The sequence below is a fragment of the Chitinophaga sp. Cy-1792 genome (assembly GCF_011752935.1).
Lineage (GTDB): Bacteria > Bacteroidota > Bacteroidia > Chitinophagales > Chitinophagaceae > Chitinophaga.
This window is the reverse complement of sequence record NZ_VWWO01000001.1, coordinates 1,678,602-1,697,901: the sequence shown is the minus strand read 5'-3', so window position 1 is coordinate 1,697,901 and position 19,300 is coordinate 1,678,602. Positions and strand designations below refer to the sequence as shown.

The 19,300-nt window shown below is 45.8% G+C and carries 20 protein-coding genes; 7 read left to right on the top strand and 13 right to left on the bottom strand.

Features of this window, described 5'->3' with window-relative positions; all coding sequences use genetic code 11:
* Positions 1-25: 25 nt before the first annotated feature.
* The 3 genes from fabD to F3J22_RS06985 all read right to left on the bottom strand — a co-directional run bounded on the left by fabD (position 26) and on the right by F3J22_RS06985 (position 2,202).
* Positions 26-922 (bottom strand): ACP S-malonyltransferase, encoded by an 897-nt coding sequence (fabD, locus tag F3J22_RS06995; protein ID WP_167015624.1) that lies wholly within the window; start codon positions 920-922, stop codon positions 26-28.
* Positions 923-1,127: 205 nt separating this feature from the next.
* Complete coding sequence (folE, locus tag F3J22_RS06990) at positions 1,128-1,715, bottom strand: GTP cyclohydrolase I FolE (protein ID WP_167015622.1); 588 nt, start codon at positions 1,713-1,715, stop codon at positions 1,128-1,130.
* Between the two features lie 73 nt (positions 1,716-1,788).
* Positions 1,789-2,202 carry a 6-carboxytetrahydropterin synthase gene (locus F3J22_RS06985; protein ID WP_167015620.1) on the bottom strand — a complete coding sequence of 138 codons (414 nt, stop codon included), beginning with the start codon at positions 2,200-2,202 and terminating at the stop codon, positions 1,789-1,791.
* Positions 2,203-2,318: 116 nt separating this feature from the next.
* On the opposite strand from F3J22_RS06985, the gene mqnB reads away from it, so the two are divergent.
* Positions 2,319-3,026, top strand: coding sequence for a futalosine hydrolase (mqnB, locus tag F3J22_RS06980; RefSeq protein ID WP_167015618.1), 708 nt, complete (start codon positions 2,319-2,321; stop codon positions 3,024-3,026).
* Between the two features lies 1 nt (position 3,027).
* Complete coding sequence (locus F3J22_RS06975) at positions 3,028-3,825, top strand: 1,4-dihydroxy-6-naphthoate synthase (RefSeq protein WP_167015616.1); 798 nt, start codon at positions 3,028-3,030, stop codon at positions 3,823-3,825.
* 53 nt (positions 3,826-3,878) lie between these two features.
* Here the strand turns inward: F3J22_RS06975 and F3J22_RS06970 are convergent, their stop codons facing one another.
* The 10 genes from F3J22_RS06970 to F3J22_RS06925 all read right to left on the bottom strand — a co-directional run bounded on the left by F3J22_RS06970 (position 3,879) and on the right by F3J22_RS06925 (position 13,157).
* Positions 3,879-5,189 (bottom strand): deoxyribodipyrimidine photo-lyase, encoded by a 1,311-nt coding sequence (locus tag F3J22_RS06970; RefSeq protein ID WP_167015615.1) that lies wholly within the window; start codon positions 5,187-5,189, stop codon positions 3,879-3,881.
* Between the two features lie 72 nt (positions 5,190-5,261).
* On the bottom strand, positions 5,262-6,107 hold the full coding sequence (locus F3J22_RS06965; protein ID WP_167015613.1) for an aminotransferase class IV: 846 nt from the start codon (positions 6,105-6,107) through the stop codon (positions 5,262-5,264).
* Positions 6,108-6,209: 102 nt separating this feature from the next.
* Positions 6,210-7,583: a DUF5723 family protein gene (locus F3J22_RS06960; RefSeq protein WP_167015611.1), complete on the bottom strand. Its 1,374-nt coding sequence runs from the start codon at positions 7,581-7,583 to the stop codon at positions 6,210-6,212.
* A 194-nt stretch (positions 7,584-7,777) separates the two neighbouring features.
* Entirely contained in the window at positions 7,778-8,434 is a 657-nt protein-coding gene (locus tag F3J22_RS06955; RefSeq protein WP_167015609.1) for a 3-oxoacid CoA-transferase subunit B, read from the bottom strand.
* 54 nt (positions 8,435-8,488) lie between these two features.
* Positions 8,489-9,181, bottom strand: coding sequence for a CoA transferase subunit A (locus F3J22_RS06950; RefSeq protein WP_167015607.1), 693 nt, complete (start codon positions 9,179-9,181; stop codon positions 8,489-8,491).
* A 17-nt stretch (positions 9,182-9,198) separates the two neighbouring features.
* Positions 9,199-9,675 (bottom strand): DUF4296 domain-containing protein, encoded by a 477-nt coding sequence (locus F3J22_RS06945; RefSeq protein ID WP_167015605.1) that lies wholly within the window; start codon positions 9,673-9,675, stop codon positions 9,199-9,201.
* A gap of 90 nt (positions 9,676-9,765) precedes the next feature.
* Positions 9,766-10,692 (bottom strand): DUF4835 family protein, encoded by a 927-nt coding sequence (locus F3J22_RS06940; RefSeq protein ID WP_167015603.1) that lies wholly within the window; start codon positions 10,690-10,692, stop codon positions 9,766-9,768.
* Positions 10,685-11,950 carry a bifunctional phosphopantothenoylcysteine decarboxylase/phosphopantothenate--cysteine ligase CoaBC gene (coaBC, locus tag F3J22_RS06935; RefSeq protein ID WP_240155016.1) on the bottom strand — a complete coding sequence of 422 codons (1,266 nt, stop codon included), beginning with the start codon at positions 11,948-11,950 and terminating at the stop codon, positions 10,685-10,687. The genes F3J22_RS06940 and coaBC overlap by 8 nt, the downstream gene beginning before the upstream one ends.
* Positions 11,951-12,010: 60 nt before the next feature.
* On the bottom strand, positions 12,011-12,352 hold the full coding sequence (locus tag F3J22_RS06930) for a DNA-directed RNA polymerase subunit omega (RefSeq protein WP_111595172.1): 342 nt from the start codon (positions 12,350-12,352) through the stop codon (positions 12,011-12,013).
* Positions 12,321-13,157 (bottom strand): outer membrane protein assembly factor BamD, encoded by an 837-nt coding sequence (locus F3J22_RS06925; protein ID WP_167015601.1) that lies wholly within the window; start codon positions 13,155-13,157, stop codon positions 12,321-12,323. The genes F3J22_RS06930 and F3J22_RS06925 overlap by 32 nt, the downstream gene beginning before the upstream one ends.
* A gap of 504 nt (positions 13,158-13,661) precedes the next feature.
* Between F3J22_RS06925 and mraZ the strand changes: the two genes are divergently transcribed.
* The 5 genes from mraZ (at position 13,662) to F3J22_RS06900 (ending at position 19,267) form a co-directional block, all read left to right on the top strand.
* The gene (mraZ, locus tag F3J22_RS06920) at positions 13,662-14,129 is read left to right on the top strand and encodes a division/cell wall cluster transcriptional repressor MraZ (protein WP_167015599.1); all 468 of its coding nucleotides are present in this window, start codon (positions 13,662-13,664) and stop codon (positions 14,127-14,129) included.
* Between the two features lie 11 nt (positions 14,130-14,140).
* Entirely contained in the window at positions 14,141-15,052 is a 912-nt protein-coding gene (gene rsmH / locus F3J22_RS06915) for a 16S rRNA (cytosine(1402)-N(4))-methyltransferase RsmH (protein WP_167015597.1), read from the top strand.
* A 107-nt stretch (positions 15,053-15,159) separates the two neighbouring features.
* Positions 15,160-15,537, top strand: a complete 378-nt coding sequence (locus tag F3J22_RS06910) for an FtsL-like putative cell division protein (protein ID WP_167015595.1) — start codon at positions 15,160-15,162, stop codon at positions 15,535-15,537.
* Positions 15,538-15,724: 187 nt separating this feature from the next.
* Positions 15,725-17,800, top strand: coding sequence for a penicillin-binding protein (locus tag F3J22_RS06905; RefSeq protein ID WP_370459419.1), 2,076 nt, complete (start codon positions 15,725-15,727; stop codon positions 17,798-17,800).
* Entirely contained in the window at positions 17,801-19,267 is a 1,467-nt protein-coding gene (locus tag F3J22_RS06900) for a UDP-N-acetylmuramoyl-L-alanyl-D-glutamate--2,6-diaminopimelate ligase (RefSeq protein ID WP_167015593.1), read from the top strand. It abuts the gene before it with no gap.
* Positions 19,268-19,300: the final 33 nt, after the last annotated feature.

Genomic DNA, 19,300 nt, shown 5'->3' with positions numbered 1-19,300 from the left:
CCTTTTTTATTGAACGGTCGTTCATTTATTTATTCTCGATGCCGTTTACCACAGCTTCTTTGTGAATTTTCTGAACCAGTCCCTGTAATACTTTACCAGGGCCTACTTCGGTGAATTCACCCGCACCATCAGCTACCATAGCCTGAACGGATTGTGTCCATCTTACGGCACCTGTCAGCTGATCGATCAGGTTTTGTTTGATCTGAGCAGGTTCAGTAACAGCAGCAGCAGCTACGTTCTGGTAAACCGGGCAAGCAGGTGTGTTGAAGGTGGCTGTTTCGATAGCAGCTTTCAGTTCGTCTTTGGCAGGCGCCATCAGCGGAGAGTGGAAAGCACCACCTACAGGCAGTACCAGCGCTCTTTTTGCACCGGCAGCTTTCATACGCTCACAGGCAATTTCAATACCTTTTACAGTGCCGGAAATTACCAGCTGGCCAGGACAGTTATAGTTAGCAGCTACCACTACTTCGCCGGTTTCGGCGGTTACAGCAGCACAAATTTCTTCTACTTTGGCGTCGTCCAGTGCCAGTACTGCCGCCATAGTTCCAGGCTGCATTTCACAGGCTTTCTGCATAGCGTTCGCACGCACAGCAACCAGTTTCAGCGCTTCCTCGAAAGAGAGGGTACCGTTAGCTACCAGGGCAGAAAACTCACCCAGAGAGTGACCCGCTACCATATCCGGCTGACCATGCTCTGTACAGAGAAAACCAATTACCGCATGCAGAAACACCGCCGGCTGGGTTACTTTCGTCTGCTTCAGGTCTTCCTCTGTTCCGGAAAACATGATGTCGGAAATACGGAATCCTAAGATTTCATTCGCTTTCTCGAACAGGTCCTTTGCTTTGGCATTGGTTTCATACAGGTTTTTGCCCATACCCGGAAACTGAGAACCCTGTCCGGGGAATACGTAAGCATGCTTCATTTTGGTTATTGTTAGGTTGTTGATATCAAATAAAAAATAAATCAAATATACAATCTATTAATTATTAATATAACTAATAGAAATTAGTAAATATTGATTTTGAAACAGAGTGCAAATAAAGGGAAAAACAGGTTGCCATAAAAATAAAATGAACGCCGGCAACGGCGTTCATTTACCAAATCAGGTTATGCAGTAGACTAACAGCCTATCTGCCAATAAGTTTGAGGAATTCGGCACGGGTGGTACCGTCAGCAAACTGGCCGCTGAAAGCGGAAGTTGTGGTAACGGAATTCTGTTTTTGTACCCCGCGCATCATCATACACATATGTTGTGCTTCAATCACAACAGCTACACCCTCTGGCTCCAGTGTTTCCTGGATAGCATCCAGGATCTGGTGGGTAAGGCGCTCCTGCACCTGTAACCTGCGGGCAAATACATCTACCACGCGGGCCAGCTTACTCAATCCTGTAATATAGCCGTTAGGAATATAGGCTACGTGTGCTTTCCCGAAAAACGGCAGCATATGATGCTCACACATAGAATACAGCTCTATATCTTTCACGATTACCATCTCACTGTAAGCCTCTGTAAACTTAGCACCGTTCAGGATAGCCTTTGCGTCCAGCTGATAGCCCTGAGTAAGGAATTGCATAGCCTTGGCCATACGTTCCGGCGTTTTTACCAAGCCTTCTCTCTCCGAATCCTCTCCCAACAATTCCAGGCATTGTTTGTAATTCGCCATAAGATCAGCAGTGATCTTCTCGTCGTAACTTTCAATCTTATTATACGCCATCCTTATTTATTTTAATTCGAAAATAACCAGTCTTAGCCTTGAGGTATGCGGTTACCAGGTATACACCCATGTATTATTTGCCGCCGTAATACTCCACGTAGATGCGTGGGGTTTCATACAGCTTAATACAATGGAGTTGTACTTCCTCCGGAAGATGCTGTGCCAGCTGGTCCCAGATAGCAATAGCCAGATTTTCGGCAGAAGTAAACTTGCCTGCCATGAAATCCACGTCCATATTAAGATTTCGGTGATCGATCTTCTCAATAACAGCATCCCTGATAATTACGCCTAATGTTTTAGCATTAAACACAAAACCTGTTTCAGGATCAGGATTACCTTTTATAGTTACATGCAGTTCATAGTTATGCCCATGCCAGTTTGCATTAGCGCATTTACCAAAAACCTCTTCGTTCTTTTCTGCACTCCAGTTCGGGTTAGACAACTTATGCGCTGCATTAAAGTTCTCTACTCGCGTTAAATAGATCATTATTGCAAATAAATTTTGCGCAAATTTACCACTATTATGCGAGTGTATCCAATTTCAACAATTTCTTGTCAATTGTTTTACACTTCGGACATCCATTTTTGACGTACTTTTATCGTATGAAAATATTGGTTACAGCGGCTACCAGTCTGGAAATTCAACCCTTTATCCACTTCCTGGAACATAATAGTCAACAAGTTTCAAATCATAAATACCGATTATCTGATATTGAAATTGACGTGCTGATCGCCGGAATCGGGATGATGCATACCGCCTTTAGCCTGGGTAAATATCTTTCCCTACATAGCCCGCATGTGGCCATTCAGGCAGGTATCGGTGGTACTTTCCGCCACGACTGGCCCCTGGGCACCGTTGTAGCCATAGAAAAAGAACACCTCGCCGACCTTGGCGCAGAGGATAATGATCAATTTAAAGATTTATTTGATATACAGCTCTGGCAGGCCTCTCAGCACCCTTTTACCGGCATTAGCCTGGTAAATGACTTCAAGTGCTGGCCCCTGCAACAAAACCTCCCCCTGGCAAACGGTATTTCCGTCAACCTGGTCAGCGGCAGCGCCCCTACCATCGCCCGACTCGAAGCCAAATATCAGCCCGAAGTCGAAAGTATGGAAGGTGCCGCTTTCCACTACGCCTGCCTACAGGAAAATATCCCTTTCATTCAGCTTAGAAGCATATCTAACTACGTGGAAATCAGGGATAAAAGCAAGTGGCAAATCCCGCAGGCCGTAAAAAACCTGAACGAAGAGCTCACCAATACCATCCAGCAGCTCTCCCATCACTATTCCTTAGCAACAAAAAACTTTTAATATGCACCTGACGCTCGGATTTTCACCCTGCCCGAACGATACCTTTATCTTCGACGCAATGGTGAATAATAAAATCGATACAAAAGGATTTACGTTCGACACCAACCTGGAAGATGTGGAAACACTTAATAACTGGGCTATTCAAGGCAAACTGGACGTTACAAAACTCAGCTTCGCCGTATACCTCAAGGTAAAAGACCAGTACGAGCTGCTCAACAGCGGCAGCGCCCTGGGCCGCGGCTGCGGACCACTGCTCATCGCCCGTGAAGACATCCCCCTGGATGAGATCAAAAACAAAACAATCGCCATTCCGGGAGAAAACACCACCGCCAACCTCCTCTTCTCCGTCGCTTTCCCTGAAGCCAAAAACAAAAAAATTATGGTCTTCTCTGAAATCGAAAATGCCGTACTGAACGGCGACGTAGATGCCGGTGTCATCATCCACGAAAACCGTTTCACCTACCAGCTGAAAGGCCTGAAAAAACTCATGGACATGGGCGAATACTGGGAAAGAACTACCGGTAATCCCATCCCACTCGGTGGCATCTTCATAAAAAAAGATATCCCCGCAGAAAAACGCGCCGAATTGGATAAACTTATCCACAGCAGCTTACAGTATTCCTTCAGTAAGTACCCCGAGCTATCATCTTACGTTACTTCTCACGCCCAGGAAATGGACGAATCAGTAATGCGTCAGCACATTGATCTCTATGTAAACAAATTCAGCCTGGACCTCGGCCAGGAAGGCCACGCCGCTGTTAATGCACTGATGACGGCCGCTGAAAAAACAAAACGCTGATCATCTGCCTATAAAATTAAAAATGCCTGATGCGATAACATCAGGCATTTTTTTTATGGTTTCAATGCTTTGCCGTATACCTCCAAAGCCCGCTTCCTGGCCATTTCATGCGATACCATCGGATGAACATACGTCAGCTCCTCAAACTCAGGCACCCACTTACGTATATATTGCAGACCTTTATCGAATTTCTGTGTCTGCAACGTAGGATTAAACACCCTGAAATAAGGCGCCGCGTCGCAGCCACTTCCCGCTGCCCACTGCCAGCCGCCATTATTGGCCGCCAGATCATAATCCAGCAACTGCTGTGCAAAATACGCTTCTCCCCATCGCCAGTCGATCAGCAGATGCTTTGTCAGGAAACTGGCCGTAATCATGCGCACACGGTTATGCATATAACCAGTAGTATTGAGTTCCCGCATACCCGCATCTACAATAGGATAGCCGGTTTGCCCCTCGCACCAGCGCTTAAACTCTGCTTCATTATTCCGCCATGCGATCTTATCATACTGCGGCTTAAAACTGCTATGCACGACCTGTGGAAAATGCCACAGTATCATCTGATAAAACTCACGCCATACCAGCTCATTCACATAGGTATGGTTCAACTCCATGGCGGTACGCATCAGTTTACGTATACTGATAGTACCAAAGCGCAGATGCACCCCCATCCTTGAAGTCCCATGCAAAGCAGGGAAGTCACGGGTTTTATCATAATTCGAGAGAATATGTTTATCGGGAATGCTACCCGGGAAATCCTGATCTGCAGCAGGCTTGAAGCCTATTGATGCCAGGGAGGGCAGATCCTTTGCAGCAGCTTTGAACAGATGGTGCATGTACTTCCTGACAGGATAGGACTTCAGCTGAAAAGGGGTTATCACACTTTGCCATTTCCTGCTGTAAGGAGTAAATATCGTATATGGCTCACCGTTATCTTTCAGCACTTCATTCTTTTCCAAAATCACCTGGTCTTTATACTGAAGAAATCCAATGCCTTTCAGCGCCAGTTGCTTTGCTATAGCCGCATCACGCTGCCTGGCATAAGGTTCATAATCATGCGTGGTATATACGGCGCCCACACTGTACTTTTGGGTCCAATGTTCAAATGCCGCTGCCGGTGTGCCATGAAAGACTTCGATATTAGCACCGTAATTGCGTAACTCCTGTTGCATATCCTGCAACACCTTATAGATAAAGGTTACACGCCTGTCGGCCTTATCAAAAAGATCATCCAGTATTGTTGTATCAAAAACAAATACCGGCAATACCGGCTTTCCCGATTTCAAAGCATGGTACAGCGCCGCCTGGTCTTCCAAACGAAGATCACGTCTGAACCAGCAGATATTAACGATTTCAGCAGACATAAATAAAAGATAAAGCAGATCATCTATCCGAAAATCTGCGATTATTATTTACGAAATATATGTTTATGAAGATTAGATACCGAGCAGGTTTTCATGTAATATTTCATGCAGGATCGCTGCTGTGGCGTTGCCATAACTGCTGTCTTTAAATGTGCCGACCCACCTGATGCCATAGATGGCATTGGTCAGAAATATTTCATCTGCATTCTCAAGGTCTTCTACTTCCAGTATTTTTTCTGAGATCTTAAACGGTAGTTCTGCCTGTAAAAGGTACTTACGCATCACACCGCAGACAGGCCCTTCAGTAAGTGGCGGGGTAAATATTTCATCATCCTGCACGACAAAAACATTGGCGATGGTACTATCTGCAATACGGCCATACGGATTAAGCAGAATAGCCTCATTCAGGCGGTGCTGACGGGCATACATCGCTGCCATTACGTAAGGCAGGCAGTTATTGGATTTTATGCAGGACAATTTATCAGCACTCTTTCTAACATCCGGGAAGATGTCTGTAATAAGTCCGCTTTCGTTGAGCTCCAACACCGACGTACTAAGTTCCCAGGCCTGTATTACATAGTTGGGGAGATTATTAACAGGATCATACAACCCGCCATCAGAGCGGAATACAGCAAACCGTATCCGCACCAGGCCGTCCATGGAATTCTTTATACAAAGATTAACAATAGAAGAGACAAAGAATTCTTTAGTAAAATTTGTCGGGATATCGAAGTGAAGCAAATTAAGACTAGCAATAAGTCTTTCATAGTGTAAGTCTGCCAGGATAACGTTCTGCTGGTAAACTTTCACTGTTTCAAAACAACCGTCTCCATAGCGGAATGAACGGTTATCCGCTGTAAAAATGGGCTCTCCGGCATGTATGTTTTTGCCGTTATAACAAAGGTATCCGACTTGCACTTCAAACTCTTTTAGCAAGTTCTAAGTTACCCATTTATTTCCTATTTGAGGGCATAGAGATGCAGCATTTTTGTTAAATAAAAATACTGCATCTCTATAAAATTATTTACGTGCTAATCTTCCGAAACGAATACCCACGAAGCCATCCACCTGACGGGAACTACCCAGCAAAGCAGAAAGAACAGTACCACTTCCAACATATAGTGGCCCCACTCTGAAGCTCGCGCCTGCATTGAATTTAGAGATCTGATTATAACTCAACGGCAGGAAGAATCCGAAGATACGGCCATCATATCTTGGCGTAATGCTGAAGCCGCCAATATACTGTGAATTGTAGGCTTTCTTCTTTAATGTAGCCAATGAAAACTGTCCGCTTACATTTACAAAGAAATTACGCTCGATATGATAATCACCATCCAGGTTTAACATGCCTGGCAAGCTCACCTTATACGTTTCATCCGCTTTGTCTTTTGCCTGCTGGAAGTATTGTGGATACGATTCCAGTTTGTTTTTATAGTCTTCAATATTTACACCATTCAGGTTGCTTAAATAAAAGCGTTGGTTAGCCGGAATGTTGATATCGAATGTACCGGAACGATAAGGATCGGCAGTGTACTTCATGCTGCCAATATCAGTAATGGCCAGCCCCAATCTGAATTTATAGTCGTTTGTAATATCGTTGCGGTATTCATATACAAACCCTATGTCAAATCCATAGCCACTGGCTGTCTGACTGGATGTTCCATTGTTGTTGTTTCCGTCAAATAAAGAAAAGCCGGAGAAATGTGTGCCGATACGGCCGCTGGCATTTGTCAATGCAGCATCCTGTCTGGCTTCATCTGCTACAAGTGTACCTTGCAGATTATCTACTTGCATGCTGCCATTTCCAAGGCCGGCAAGGAATTTCAGTGTTAAACCTCCTTTCAGGTAGTGTGGTCCTATCTGGAATATTTCTCTGGCAGCAGACATATTTAATTCATACCAGACATTCGCGCTTGTGCGCATTTTGTTGCCCGAAGCAATGGTGTACGGCAGGTCTTTTCCGTCGGAAAAGCCATCGATAATTTTGCCGGCCAGTTTACCATCGATGTCATTCACATTGCCCACCACTCTGACTCTGTTGGAGATGGCAAATTTGAATTTCTTCACGCCAAACATAACGGAAGGCAGGCTGACTTGCCCGGTAATCAATGCTTTGCTGGCACCACCATTTCTATTAAAGAATTGATTTTTGATAGTATCCATTTCAAAGGCTTTACCCACATTACTGAGCTGATATTTAAACTGGTTGTTGGCGATGCCTGAGCTGACGCCAGCAAGATTAAAATCCCAACTGTATTTTGAATCGGCAATATTTGCAGGGTTGGCAAATACGCTGTTTACGCCTGCGTAATTACTGGTGCGGAACCCAGGCAGGTCTTGTGCGTGCGCCGTCAGTGCTCCTGAGGCTAACAGGATTGTACAGAATCTCCTCATAGGTAAATTGAAGGTTTAGGTATAGTGGGGCGCAATATGGTAAATATATATATGAAATTAAAATCTTCTACATAAGTGTTTATCTACTTATCAAGCATAAAAAACTGCGGAACATAGCTACCAAACGCATTGGCTTGCTATGTTCCGCAGTTTTTTTATACAGATGACCAACAGGATATTTCCTGCAGCTGCAATTATAATTTCATTTCAGGGATCTCACCTGCTACGATCAGCCTGCCGGCAGTCTTGGATTGAATCTCCTCCACACTCACGCCAGGCGCACGTTCCAGTAAGCGGAAGCCATCAGGTGTAACGTCCAATACCGCTAATTCGGTCACTACTTTACGCACACAGCTGACACCGGTCAAAGGCAGTGTACAGGCAGGCAATAGCTTACTTTCTCCCTTAGGATTGGTGTGCATCATGGCCACGATAATGTTTCTGGCAGATGCCACCAGGTCCATGGCGCCACCCATACCTTTCACCATTTTACCAGGAATTTTCCAGTTGGCGATGTCGCCGCTATCGGAAACTTCCATGGCGCCAAGTACGGTCAGGTCTACCTTTCCGGCACGTATCATTCCAAAGCTTTCAGCAGAATCGAAGAAGCTGCCGCCAGGAATGATGGTCACCGTTTCTTTACCTGCATTGATCAGGTCGGCATCAATATCTTTTTCATCGGGATAAGGACCCATGCCCAGCATACCGTTTTCGGACTGCAGCATAATGGAAATGCCTGCGGGCACATAATTGGAAACAAGCGTAGGAATACCGATACCCAGGTTGACATACATGCCATCCTTCAGTTCCTGTGCTATTCTTTTGGCGATGCCATATTTATCAAGCGCCATAGTAATATTTTTGAGATAAGCAGATGGGGACAGTTCACACGTGGAATACGGTTATCAGATCTTTACCGTTTTGCGTTCTATCCTTTTTTCATAATCATTTCCCTGGAAAATACGATGTACGTAGATTCCCGGAACGTGGATCTGGTCGGGGTCCAGCTCACCTGGTTGTACCAGATGCTCCACTTCTGCAATGGTGATGGTACCGGCTTTGGCCATGGAGGTACTGAAATTGCGGGTAGTTTTGCGGAATACAAGATTACCCATGGTGTCGCCCTTCCATGCTTTCACTATGGCGAAATCCGCCGGCAGTGCCAGTTCCATGAGATAGTGCTTACCATTGAATTCTCTAGTTTCTTTTCCTTCGGCGATTTCGGTGCCATAGCCTGCTGGCGTGAAGAAGGCGGGAATGCCCATACCAGCCATCTGGATGCGCGTGGCCAGGGTTCCCTGCGGGATCAGGTCTACCTCCAGTTCTCCGGCCAGTAACTGTCTTTCAAACTCTGCATTTTCGCCTACATAGGACGACATCATCTTGCGGATCTGCCTGGTTTTCAGCAGCAGCCCCAGTCCGAAGTCATCCACACCTGCATTATTGGAGATACAGGTCAGCTCTTTTACGCCCTTTCTCACCAGTGCAGCGATACAGTTTTCAGGAATTCCACACAAACCAAACCCTCCCAGCATCAGCGTTGCGCCATCTCCTATATCCTGAATAGCCTCATCTGCATTTGCGATTACTTTGTTCATGTTTTGGTGTTTTATATTTATTTCGACTGATGTCTGATAAATGGCTTGATGGTATCGGTTCCGTCGGATACCAGCAGATGTTTTTCTGCATATGGGAAGATGATACGCAGCCTGAATTTCAACGGTGCGCTCTGGTCTCCCATTTCAGGGGCTTTATTTTTCTTCTTTGTAATATCTTCCTGTACCTGCTGCATCACTGCTTTCAAGCGATCGGGATGATCTTCGTACCAGGTATAGCTGGTATAAAATTCCTTCACACTAACATGGTGCAGGTCCAATACCTGTTTGGAATAGATCTTAATTTTTTCTTGTCTTAACGAATCAAACGACGCTGCATTGGTATACGGCATATTATTGCCGTAGGCTTCTGCTATGTTCAGGTCCACCAGTATGTCCTTCATTTCATCGGGGCCGAGAATACCTTTTGGTGTGCGGTCTGCATCACCACAGGCGGCGGCGGAGATCATAATGGCGGCTATACTGAGTTTCTTCAAATAATTCATGTTGCTGATGGATGGTAGCTGTTAACCAAAGCGTAAAGCTATCAACATTTGCTGATAAAATAATAAGGCAACAGGCGGGTTTTACTTCATTGCCTGGTACCTTCCTGCATTAGGGATATCCATTTTTGCGAGCATTTCTGCGGCTCTGGCTTTCTCTGGTGGCATGGCTTTGGAGAATATCTTCATAATTTCATCTGCTTTGGCAGAATAGAAGGTTTGCATGAGCATGGAATTAGGGATATCCTGGTAAATGGCAAAGAGCAGGTTAATGCAGTTCATCACTACGCCACGGCCTGCGGTAACGTCGTCGTACATCACGTCCAGCCCCATGCGGTGATATTGGTACATCACATCATGGAAGTTGCTGAATTTTACGTTCAGGAGGTTATCTGTAAGCCAGTAGCGGTTCCGCTGGCCTTCGAATGCCTTCCATCCGGATACATCTTTTCCGTCAGGGGCGTTATTAACGATATTGGAAGCCCTTTTAAAGAATGCATCGCCGCCACGAGGAGAAAAGGAGTCTGCATCCAATCCCAATATTACATAAGTATAATAAGCCATGATCGCAGTGAGGTTCGATGCCAGCGGATCATTGGCTACCACGCGGGTATCGCTGAAATCCAGAGGCTGAAACTCTGTATACCTGAATACAACGTTGTTATCCTGTAAGTTGAGGATACTGGTAACATAGCTGCTGTTATAAACCGGGCGGGTAGCCTGCACAGTAAGGGTGCCGCGGTATACCCCCGGACTCACTTCCCCTGTCAGGTTGAGCATGAAATTACATTCGATGCGTTCTGCAGGTGTATAGGCACCATCCGCCCAGCGGCGGTTGTTGACGAATTCTTTCAGCGCCGCCTGTAGTGTTGTAAAAACTTTTTTGTCTACCCCGGTAATCTGGTTGGCCACAACGGTAATGTTGGCGCGCATTTCCTGCGCCTGTGCCTTCATGAGGGGGAGGCAGAGCAGAAAAACCTGCAATAGCAGGACAGATAAGCGTTTAAGCATGTTGTAATTCAATTATGGCAGAAACAATATCACGGGCAACCTCTTGTTTGGATTTCAGCGGGAAGCTGCGTTCACGGCCTTTTCTGTCAAACAGGGTCACCTTGTTGGTATCATAGTTAAAGCCTGCACCGGCATCTGCCAGGGAGTTCATGACGATGAGGTCCAGGTGTTTTTCTCTCAGTTTCTTGAGGGCGTATTCTTTTTCGTTATTTGTTTCCAGGGAGAATCCTACCAGCATTTGCTGAGGACCTTTGTTATTTCCCAGGGTACGGAGAATATCATGTGTTTTTTCCAGGGGGATGTTAAGATGTTCTTCCCCTTTTTTGATTTTCTTGTCAGCGGCGTTGACCGGGCGATAGTCGGCCACGGCGGCGGCGGCTACAACGATATCAGAAAGCGGGTATGCAGCGATCACAGCGCGGAACATTTCTTCGGCAGACTGTATCTTGATCGTTTCGATACCTGGGTGGTTGGTACTGAGGTTGGTAGGACCAAGTACGAGCTTCACCTGGGCGCCGGCGTCGGCGAGGGCTTCCGCCACTGCGATGCCCATTTTACCACTGGAGTGATTGCTGATATAACGCACAGGATCAATGTGTTCGATCGTAGGGCCGGCAGTCACCACGGCCAGTTTACCACTGAGCGGTTTTGGAGCGCCCTTGGTACTGAAATGGTGGCGCAGGAAGGCAATGATTTCTTCCGGTTCAGCCATGCGGCCTTCACCGAAGAGTCCGCTTGCCAGTTCTCCGACGGCTACCGGGATCTGGATATTACCATAGGAAATCAGTTTTTCCACATTATTCCTGGTAGCAGGATGACGCCACATATCTTCGTCCATGGCTGGTGCGAAGAGAACGGGGCAGGTAGCGGAGAGATAAACTGCCAGCACGAGATTATCGCAGCCACCGTGGGCCATTTTGGAAATGGTATTGGCGGAGGCGGGAGCGATGAGCATCACATCCGCCCAGCGGCCTAATTCCACGTGGTTATTCCAGCTGTTATGGTCACTGATATTCAGCGGTACTTCATGTTTGGATAGCGTGGCCAGGGTCAGCGGGGTGATGAATTCCGCGGCTGCGGGCGTCATGACAACCTTTACAGTAGCGCCTTCTTTAACGAGAAGACGCACGATGGTGGCGGCTTTATAGGCGGCAATGCTGCCGGTCACGCCGAGCAGGATTTTCTTTCCCTGGAGGATTTTTGTATTGTCCATTGACATATAAGCAAAAAAAGGCGGCAGAAATATATCTGCCGCCATGAAATTAATATTTTATTTTTCGCAAAAGCCTGTGTTCACAAAATAAAGTGAGCCGGGGACTTAGGAGAACAGATCATCGTCGTTCTTGCGGAAATAAATTTTATTATCGAGGAATTCCTGCGTTGCCTGAATAGCAGGATTTGCCATTCTTTCGTAGAAACGGGAAATTTCGATTTGTTCTTTGTTTTCGTGTACTTCCTCGAGGTTGTCGGTATGACTTGCAAACTCTTCCAGTTTGGAATGGAGCTCCTCTTTCACGGAAATATTGATCTGATTGGCGCGTTTGGCTATCACGGCAATAGACTCATATAAATTACCAGTTCTGTTCTTAATATCGGTAGTATTTTTAGTTTCTACCCAAGGATTAAGGCTACTGGTTAGACTTCGCTTTATTTTGCTCATTTTCCAGAGTTTTAATGTTTGATTGCGCTAAGGTATAAAATTTTTCGGCTTCAGGCTTCAGTTTACTATTTGGATAGTGGTCAGCGAAGTCAAGATATTCGGTGAGCACAGTCTCATAGCGTTCTTTCTGCCTGTCTGGTACGCTATTTTTGGCATATTGATAATAAGCTCTGATGGCCATTATTTTGTAACCATCGCTTTTATCGGAGTCCGGGTAGTTGCGCATCAGTCCTTTGAAGGCGATCCCGGCGGCTTTAAAGTAACCGAGGTTATAATAGAGTTCGGCTGCGTTAAATTCTTTCAGTTCGAGTTTTCTGCGGCAGAGCTCAATAACCAGGTTAGCTTCAGCTACTTTAGGAGAAGTAGGGTAGTTATTGATAAAAGTCTGCATGGCGGCTATGGCCTTCATGGTGTTTGTCTGGTCGAGTGACACCTTGGGCGACTGTTTATAATAGCAGTATGCCTGCATATAGTCTACTTCTACAGCTCTGGGGCTATTCGGGAAGAGGTCGAGGTAGTTTTTAAAGTTAAAAGCTGCCTGAACGTAGTCTTTCACGTAATAGGAGCAGTAAGACATATTGTAGTAGAGTCCTTCGAATTTATCGGTGCCTTTATAGACCTGCATGAGGTCAGCATATAGAGTAGCCGCGGTATTGTACTTTTTTTTCTGGTACATTTTATCGGCGTAGGCCAGCTTCTTTTCAAAGTTATTGCTTTTTTCTATCCTTCGTAACTCATTGTTACAGGAGGAGAATGATACGACAGCAATTGTAAGGACACTAATGTACAATAAAAATTTCTGCATAAAAAGAGTGGCAAAATTAAGAATTAAATGTAAATGTAAGGCAGAGAGATTTCCGATGCTGTTAAAATTTTGCAAAAGAGCCGATTATATCGACGGATGGATGAAAAGGAGGGGGTGGAAATAATAATTTGATAATAAAAGAATTGAAATATTTCAAATATTTTTTTTGAATGATAAAAATAGGTTGATGATGAGGGCACAAATTATAAAATTCGAGAACATATAAATCCGGATCAGAATAAAAATTCCCACTGGGCTGAAAATGAGAAAGTATAAGTCTGTGGCGCTATTCACCTGTTGCGAACACACACCAGGATAATATTAACATATTATCCACATATATGCACAGTTAATGCACATTCCTAATCACAAAAGCCTGTCAAACGCGGTTTCTGTATGGATTAAATCCTGTGGATAAAATTTCGTAAGCATTTTTTCGTTAAAAAGTGGGAAAAAGTGTTATTTTGTGTTAGAAAATGGATTTCAAGGACTTTACCCCATGGTATGACTGGTTTTCTCGGTGAATACGAAGCAACGCTGGACGCAAAAGGGCGCTTTCTATTACCTGCCGGATTCAAAAAGCAGCTACATGAAAGTGCCGGGGGACAGTTTGTGATTAACCGAGGGTTTGAGAAATGTTTGTCCCTGTATCCGATGAATGAATGGCAGCCCATTTTTGAGCGAATCGGTAAACTGAATGATTTTGATCCGAAGGTAAGAGAGTTCAGACGCTATTTTCTTAACGGGGCAACTATATTGGAGCTGGATAGCGCAGGAAGGCTGTTAATTCCGAAAAACCTGCTTTCTTACGCTAGTCTGGATAAAGATATCGTACTGGCTGCGGCCACCAATAAAATCGAGATATGGGACAGTGGTAAATACCAGGAGTTCTTTGAAAATTTCTCACCAGGAGCCTTCAGTGATTTGGCACAACAGGTTATGGGAGGGGGAGACAACAACATCACAATTTAAATCTGTAGCATATGGGCGAACAGCAATATCATTTACCCGTTCTGCTGCAGGAAACAACGGAAGGGCTGAACATTAATCCGTCAGGGACATATGTGGACGCAACGTTTGGAGGCGGAGGACATTCAAGAGCCATACTGGAGAAACTGAACGCAAACGGCAGACTGATAGTATTTGATCAGGATGAGGATGCCTATCGTAACAGAATTATAGACGACCGCGTAACTTTTGTACAACAGAACTTCAGGCATATGCAACGATTCCTGAGGTTACATAAAGCAGAACTTGTTGACGGTGTACTGGCCGATCTCGGCGTTTCATCACATCAGTTCGACACCGCTGAAAGAGGTTTCAGTATCCGATTCGACGGTGATCTGGACATGCGAATGGACACCAGAACAGATTTTACGGCAGCCCAGCTGCTGGCAACCTGGTCCGAAGCCAAACTACATCTCATGTTCCAGGAATATGGAGAAGTAACAAACTCCAAAACACTGGCACAGACCATCGTGAAGAACAGAAAAACACACCCCATGCGCACTATTGCAGAGTTCAAATCTGTAATACAGCCTATCGTAAAAGGTAATCCGCAGAAATATCTGGCCCAGGTTTTCCAGGCCCTGCGTATAGCCGTTAATGATGAACTGGGCGCACTGAAAGATTTACTGGCCCAATCGGCCGAAGTACTCAAACCTGGCGGACGTCTCGCTATCATCACCTTCCACTCGCTGGAAGACAGACTGGTTAAAAACTTTATGAAATCTGGCAGTTTCGAGGAAGCACAGGATGATCCGTTTGGTAAGGTAACACCCCCTAAATTGTTCAAATTAATTACTAAAAAACCGGTTACAGCCAGCGACGCAGAACTGAAAGTCAACAGCAGATCAAGAAGCGCAAAACTGCGCGTAGCCGAAAAGAACCTGTAGCACGGCCCTCCGGCTCAGATCCTATCATTCCTATTCACCGTGATTTGCTTGCTGATTATTGATGGCATCATTGTCTGTCCAATTTCGTAATTCTAAAAAAGCATAGCGTGGCAGAGGAAGAAATTATCGACAAAATTCAGGAAGAACCGATAACGGAAGAATCACCCTTATCGGAACCTAAAAAAGAATGGCGGCTCCGTATCAACTACACCATGTTGGTACAGAACATGCCCCGTATCCTGTTCCTCGCCGCCCTGGCGCTGGTTTATATCGCCAACAGCCACCTCGCAGAAAAACGAATCAGACGCATCAACCAGCTCAGTAAAGAAATTAAAGAGCTCAAGTGGGAATACATCAACGTGAAGAGTGAGCTCATGTTCAGAAGCAAAATGAGTGAAGTCAGTAAATCTGTAGAACAGCTGGGACTAAAACAACTTAGCTCCCCGCCTCGAAAAATTGTACTGAAAAATAATAACGAAAAATGATTAACACCTTGATACCTGATACTGCCCGCCCGCTAACTGCTGCGGACGGGGATGCTGGTAAAACTTTTATGGCAAGCATCTCAATAAAACCGCCAGTATCAGGTATCATACCTTATATCTCTCCCCCACCTAACTGAGGGAGAAAAACAACAAAAAAGTGGATGTAAAAAAAGACATATTGTGGCGAGTGTATCTGTGCCTGATAGGCATGGCGCTGTTCGGCGTCGCTATCCTGGCTAAGATCTTTTACATCCAGAACGTTCAGGGTGCCTACTGGCGCAGTATCGCAGACAGCCTGCATACCCGCTACGTAGCCCTCGACGCAGACAGAGGTACCATCTATTCTGAAGAAGGTAGAATGCTTTCAACTTCTATCCCCTATTTCGATATCAGAATAGATTTTGCAGCCGACGGACTCAGAGACAAACAAGGAAGAGTATTCCGCGAAAACCTGGACTCCCTCTCCCTCTGCCTCTCGCAAATGTTTAATGACCGCTCCGACGCAGAATATAAAAACCTGCTGAAAGAAGGCTATAAATCAAAAGACCGCTACTTCCTCCTTAAAAGAGATGTACCGTTCAACCAATACCAGGCAATGCGCCAATTCCCCATGTTCAGGCTAGGGAAAAATAAAGGTGGTATGATCGCTGAAACAAAAAGCAAACGTATCAACCCCTTTAAATTACTCGCCAACAGAACCATCGGACTGGCACGTGCCAACTCACAAAGCGTAGGCCTCGAAAGAACCTACGACGATTACCTCAAAGGTGTCACCGGTAAACGTCTCATGAGACGAATAGCCGGCGGTACCTATGTTCCTGTTGAAGGATACGATATCGAACCGGAAAACGGCCGGGATATCGTTACCACCATCGACGTGAATATGCAGGATATCGTGGAAACCGCACTCATGAACATGATGACACAAAACGAAGCGGAACACGGTACCTGTATCCTCATGGAAGTGAAAACAGGAAAAATAAAAGCCATCGCCAACCTCGGAAAGGCCACCGATGGCAGCTATTGGGAAGATATGAACTACGCACTGCAGGTAGGTGAACCAGGATCCGTTTTTAAACTGGCCACCGTCATCTCTGTGCTGGAAGATAAATTCGCCACCATGAATACCATGGTAAACATGGACGGCGGTAAATGGAAAGTAGGCCGCAGAACAGTTTTCGACTCCGAACCTCACCCAGGTCCGCAAAACGTAACTGTTAAACACGCATTCGAACTCAGTTCAAATGTAGGTATGGCCAAACTCGCCGTTCAATTCTATTCTAAACAACCGAATAATTTCGTCGGCCACCTGAAAAAACTAAAGCTCGACCAGATTACAGGTATAGACCTCATAGGGGAAGGACACCCGGTGATCAAAAACACCAACTCCAGAACCTGGTCCAATACCACCCTCCCATGGATGGCCTTCGGTTATGAAGTACTCGTCAGCCCGCTGCAAACATGCATGCTCTACAACGCTGTAGCCAACAACGGGAAAATGATGAAACCCTACCTCGTCAACTCCATCATGGAATACGGACAGGTAGTCAAACAATTTGAGCCAACAGTCGTACTGGACAGCATATGCTCCAAAAGCACACTCTCCCAGGTCCGGCAAATGCTCGCAGGTGTAGTCACCAACGGCACTGCCAGAAAACTGCAGAGCCAATACTACACCTTCGCAGGAAAAACAGGTACAGCCCTCGTTGCCAACGGCAGCCGGGGCTATGCTGATAAAATATACCAGGCTTCATTCGCAGGTTATTTCCCGGCAAATGATCCCCAGTATACTTGTGTAGTAGTAATTAAAAATAAACCGCATGCGCTGCGCTTCTATGGAGCCAGTGTGGCGGGTCCTGTGTTCAGAGAAGTGGCCGACCGCCTCTTCGCCATGGCCGTTGAAAAACAATCCCCTATGCAGGCAACCCTGCAACTGGATTCTACCATCGCCATGAAAAACGGAAAAGGAGCAGACTGGAACACCATCCTCTCTGCACTCCAGCTCCCCGCAGCCAGTACCCCCGCCCGAAACACCTGGGTAAGCGCCAATGTGGAAAATAAAAAGGTAAACTTCGAAACAGTAGCCCAACCTAAAGGCGCTGTACCGGATGTTACCGGAATGGGACTCAAAGACGCACTGTACCTGCTCGAAAATGCAGGCCTCCGTGTTGTCATCAAAGGTGCCGGAAAAGTGAAAACACAATCACTCCCCGGCGGAACAAAAATCGGAACAGAACAAACTATCGTAATAGAACTGAGCTAGATGAAGACGCTGCGCGACATATTATACAACGTAAGCATTCAGGCCGTTCACGGAAATACTGACATTCCCGTGAACGCGCTGGCTATTGACTCAAGAGCAATCGGAAAAAATGATGCCTTCATCGCTGTTAAAGGCGTCCACGTTGATGGACACCAATTCATCGGGAAAGCCATCAGCCAGGGTGCCACCGCTGTCATCTGTGAAGATCTGCCCGAAACAATGGCAGACAATATCACCTATGTACAGGTGAAAGACAGCGCCGCAGCCAGCGGTATCATAGCAGGTCACTTCTATGATAACCCGTCGCAACACCTGAAACTGGTAGGCGTAACAGGTACCAATGGTAAAACAACCATCGCTACCCTCTTATTCCGCCTCTTTACAAAACTGGGCTACCACTGCGGTCTACTGTCTACTGTACAAAACCAGATAGGCGATACCGTTATACCTTCTACGCATACCACCCCTGATCCTATCAGTCTCAACGCACTGCTGGCCCAGATGGTAAACGAAGGTTGCGCCTACGCTTTCATTGAAGTAAGCTCACACGCTATACATCAGCAACGTATCGCAGGATTACATTTCGCCGGCGGACTGTTCAGCAATATCACACATGATCACCTGGACTACCATAAAACCTTCGACGAATACATCCGCGTAAAGAAATCGTTCTTTGATAACCTGCCAGCTTCGGCTTTTGCACTCACCAACCTCGATGATAAAAGAGGTAACGTCATGCTGCAAAATACCAAAGCAAAAAAGGCAACTTATAGTCTGCATACACTGGCCGACTTCAAAGGCAAAATCCTGGAAAACAACCTGACAGGATTAATCATGATGATCGACGACACGGAAGTTCATTTCCGCCTCATCGGTGAATTCAATGCCTACAACCTGCTCGCCGTATATGGCGCGGCAGTATTACTCGGACAGGATAAATCAGACGTATTGCAGGCACTTAGTGATATCCGTGGCGCTGAAGGCAGATTCGACTACTTCATCTCCGACAAAGACCAGATCATCGCTATTGTTGATTATGCTCATACGCCGGATGCACTGAAAAATGTACTGGCTACCATTAAAAACCTGCGCAAAGGCAATGAACAACTGATTACCGTTGTTGGCTGCGGAGGCGACAGAGATACCGCCAAACGCCCTATCATGGCTGATGTGGCAGTGGAAAGTTCAGATCGCGTGATCCTTACTTCCGATAACCCGCGCTCTGAAGATCCCAATGCCATCATCGAACAGATGCAGGCAGGTATACCTGTTCATCTTCGTAAAAAAGCATTGTCTATCGTAGACAGAAAAGAAGCGATAAGAACAGCAATCGCCCTTGCCGGTAAAGAAGATATCATTCTCGTTGCCGGTAAAGGACACGAAAAATACCAGGAAATCCACGGCGTGAAACACCCGTTCGATGATAAACAGGTATTGCATGAAATGATGCAGCAACTGGAAAAATAAGGAAAGAGACAACGTGCGGTTGATAGCAATTTT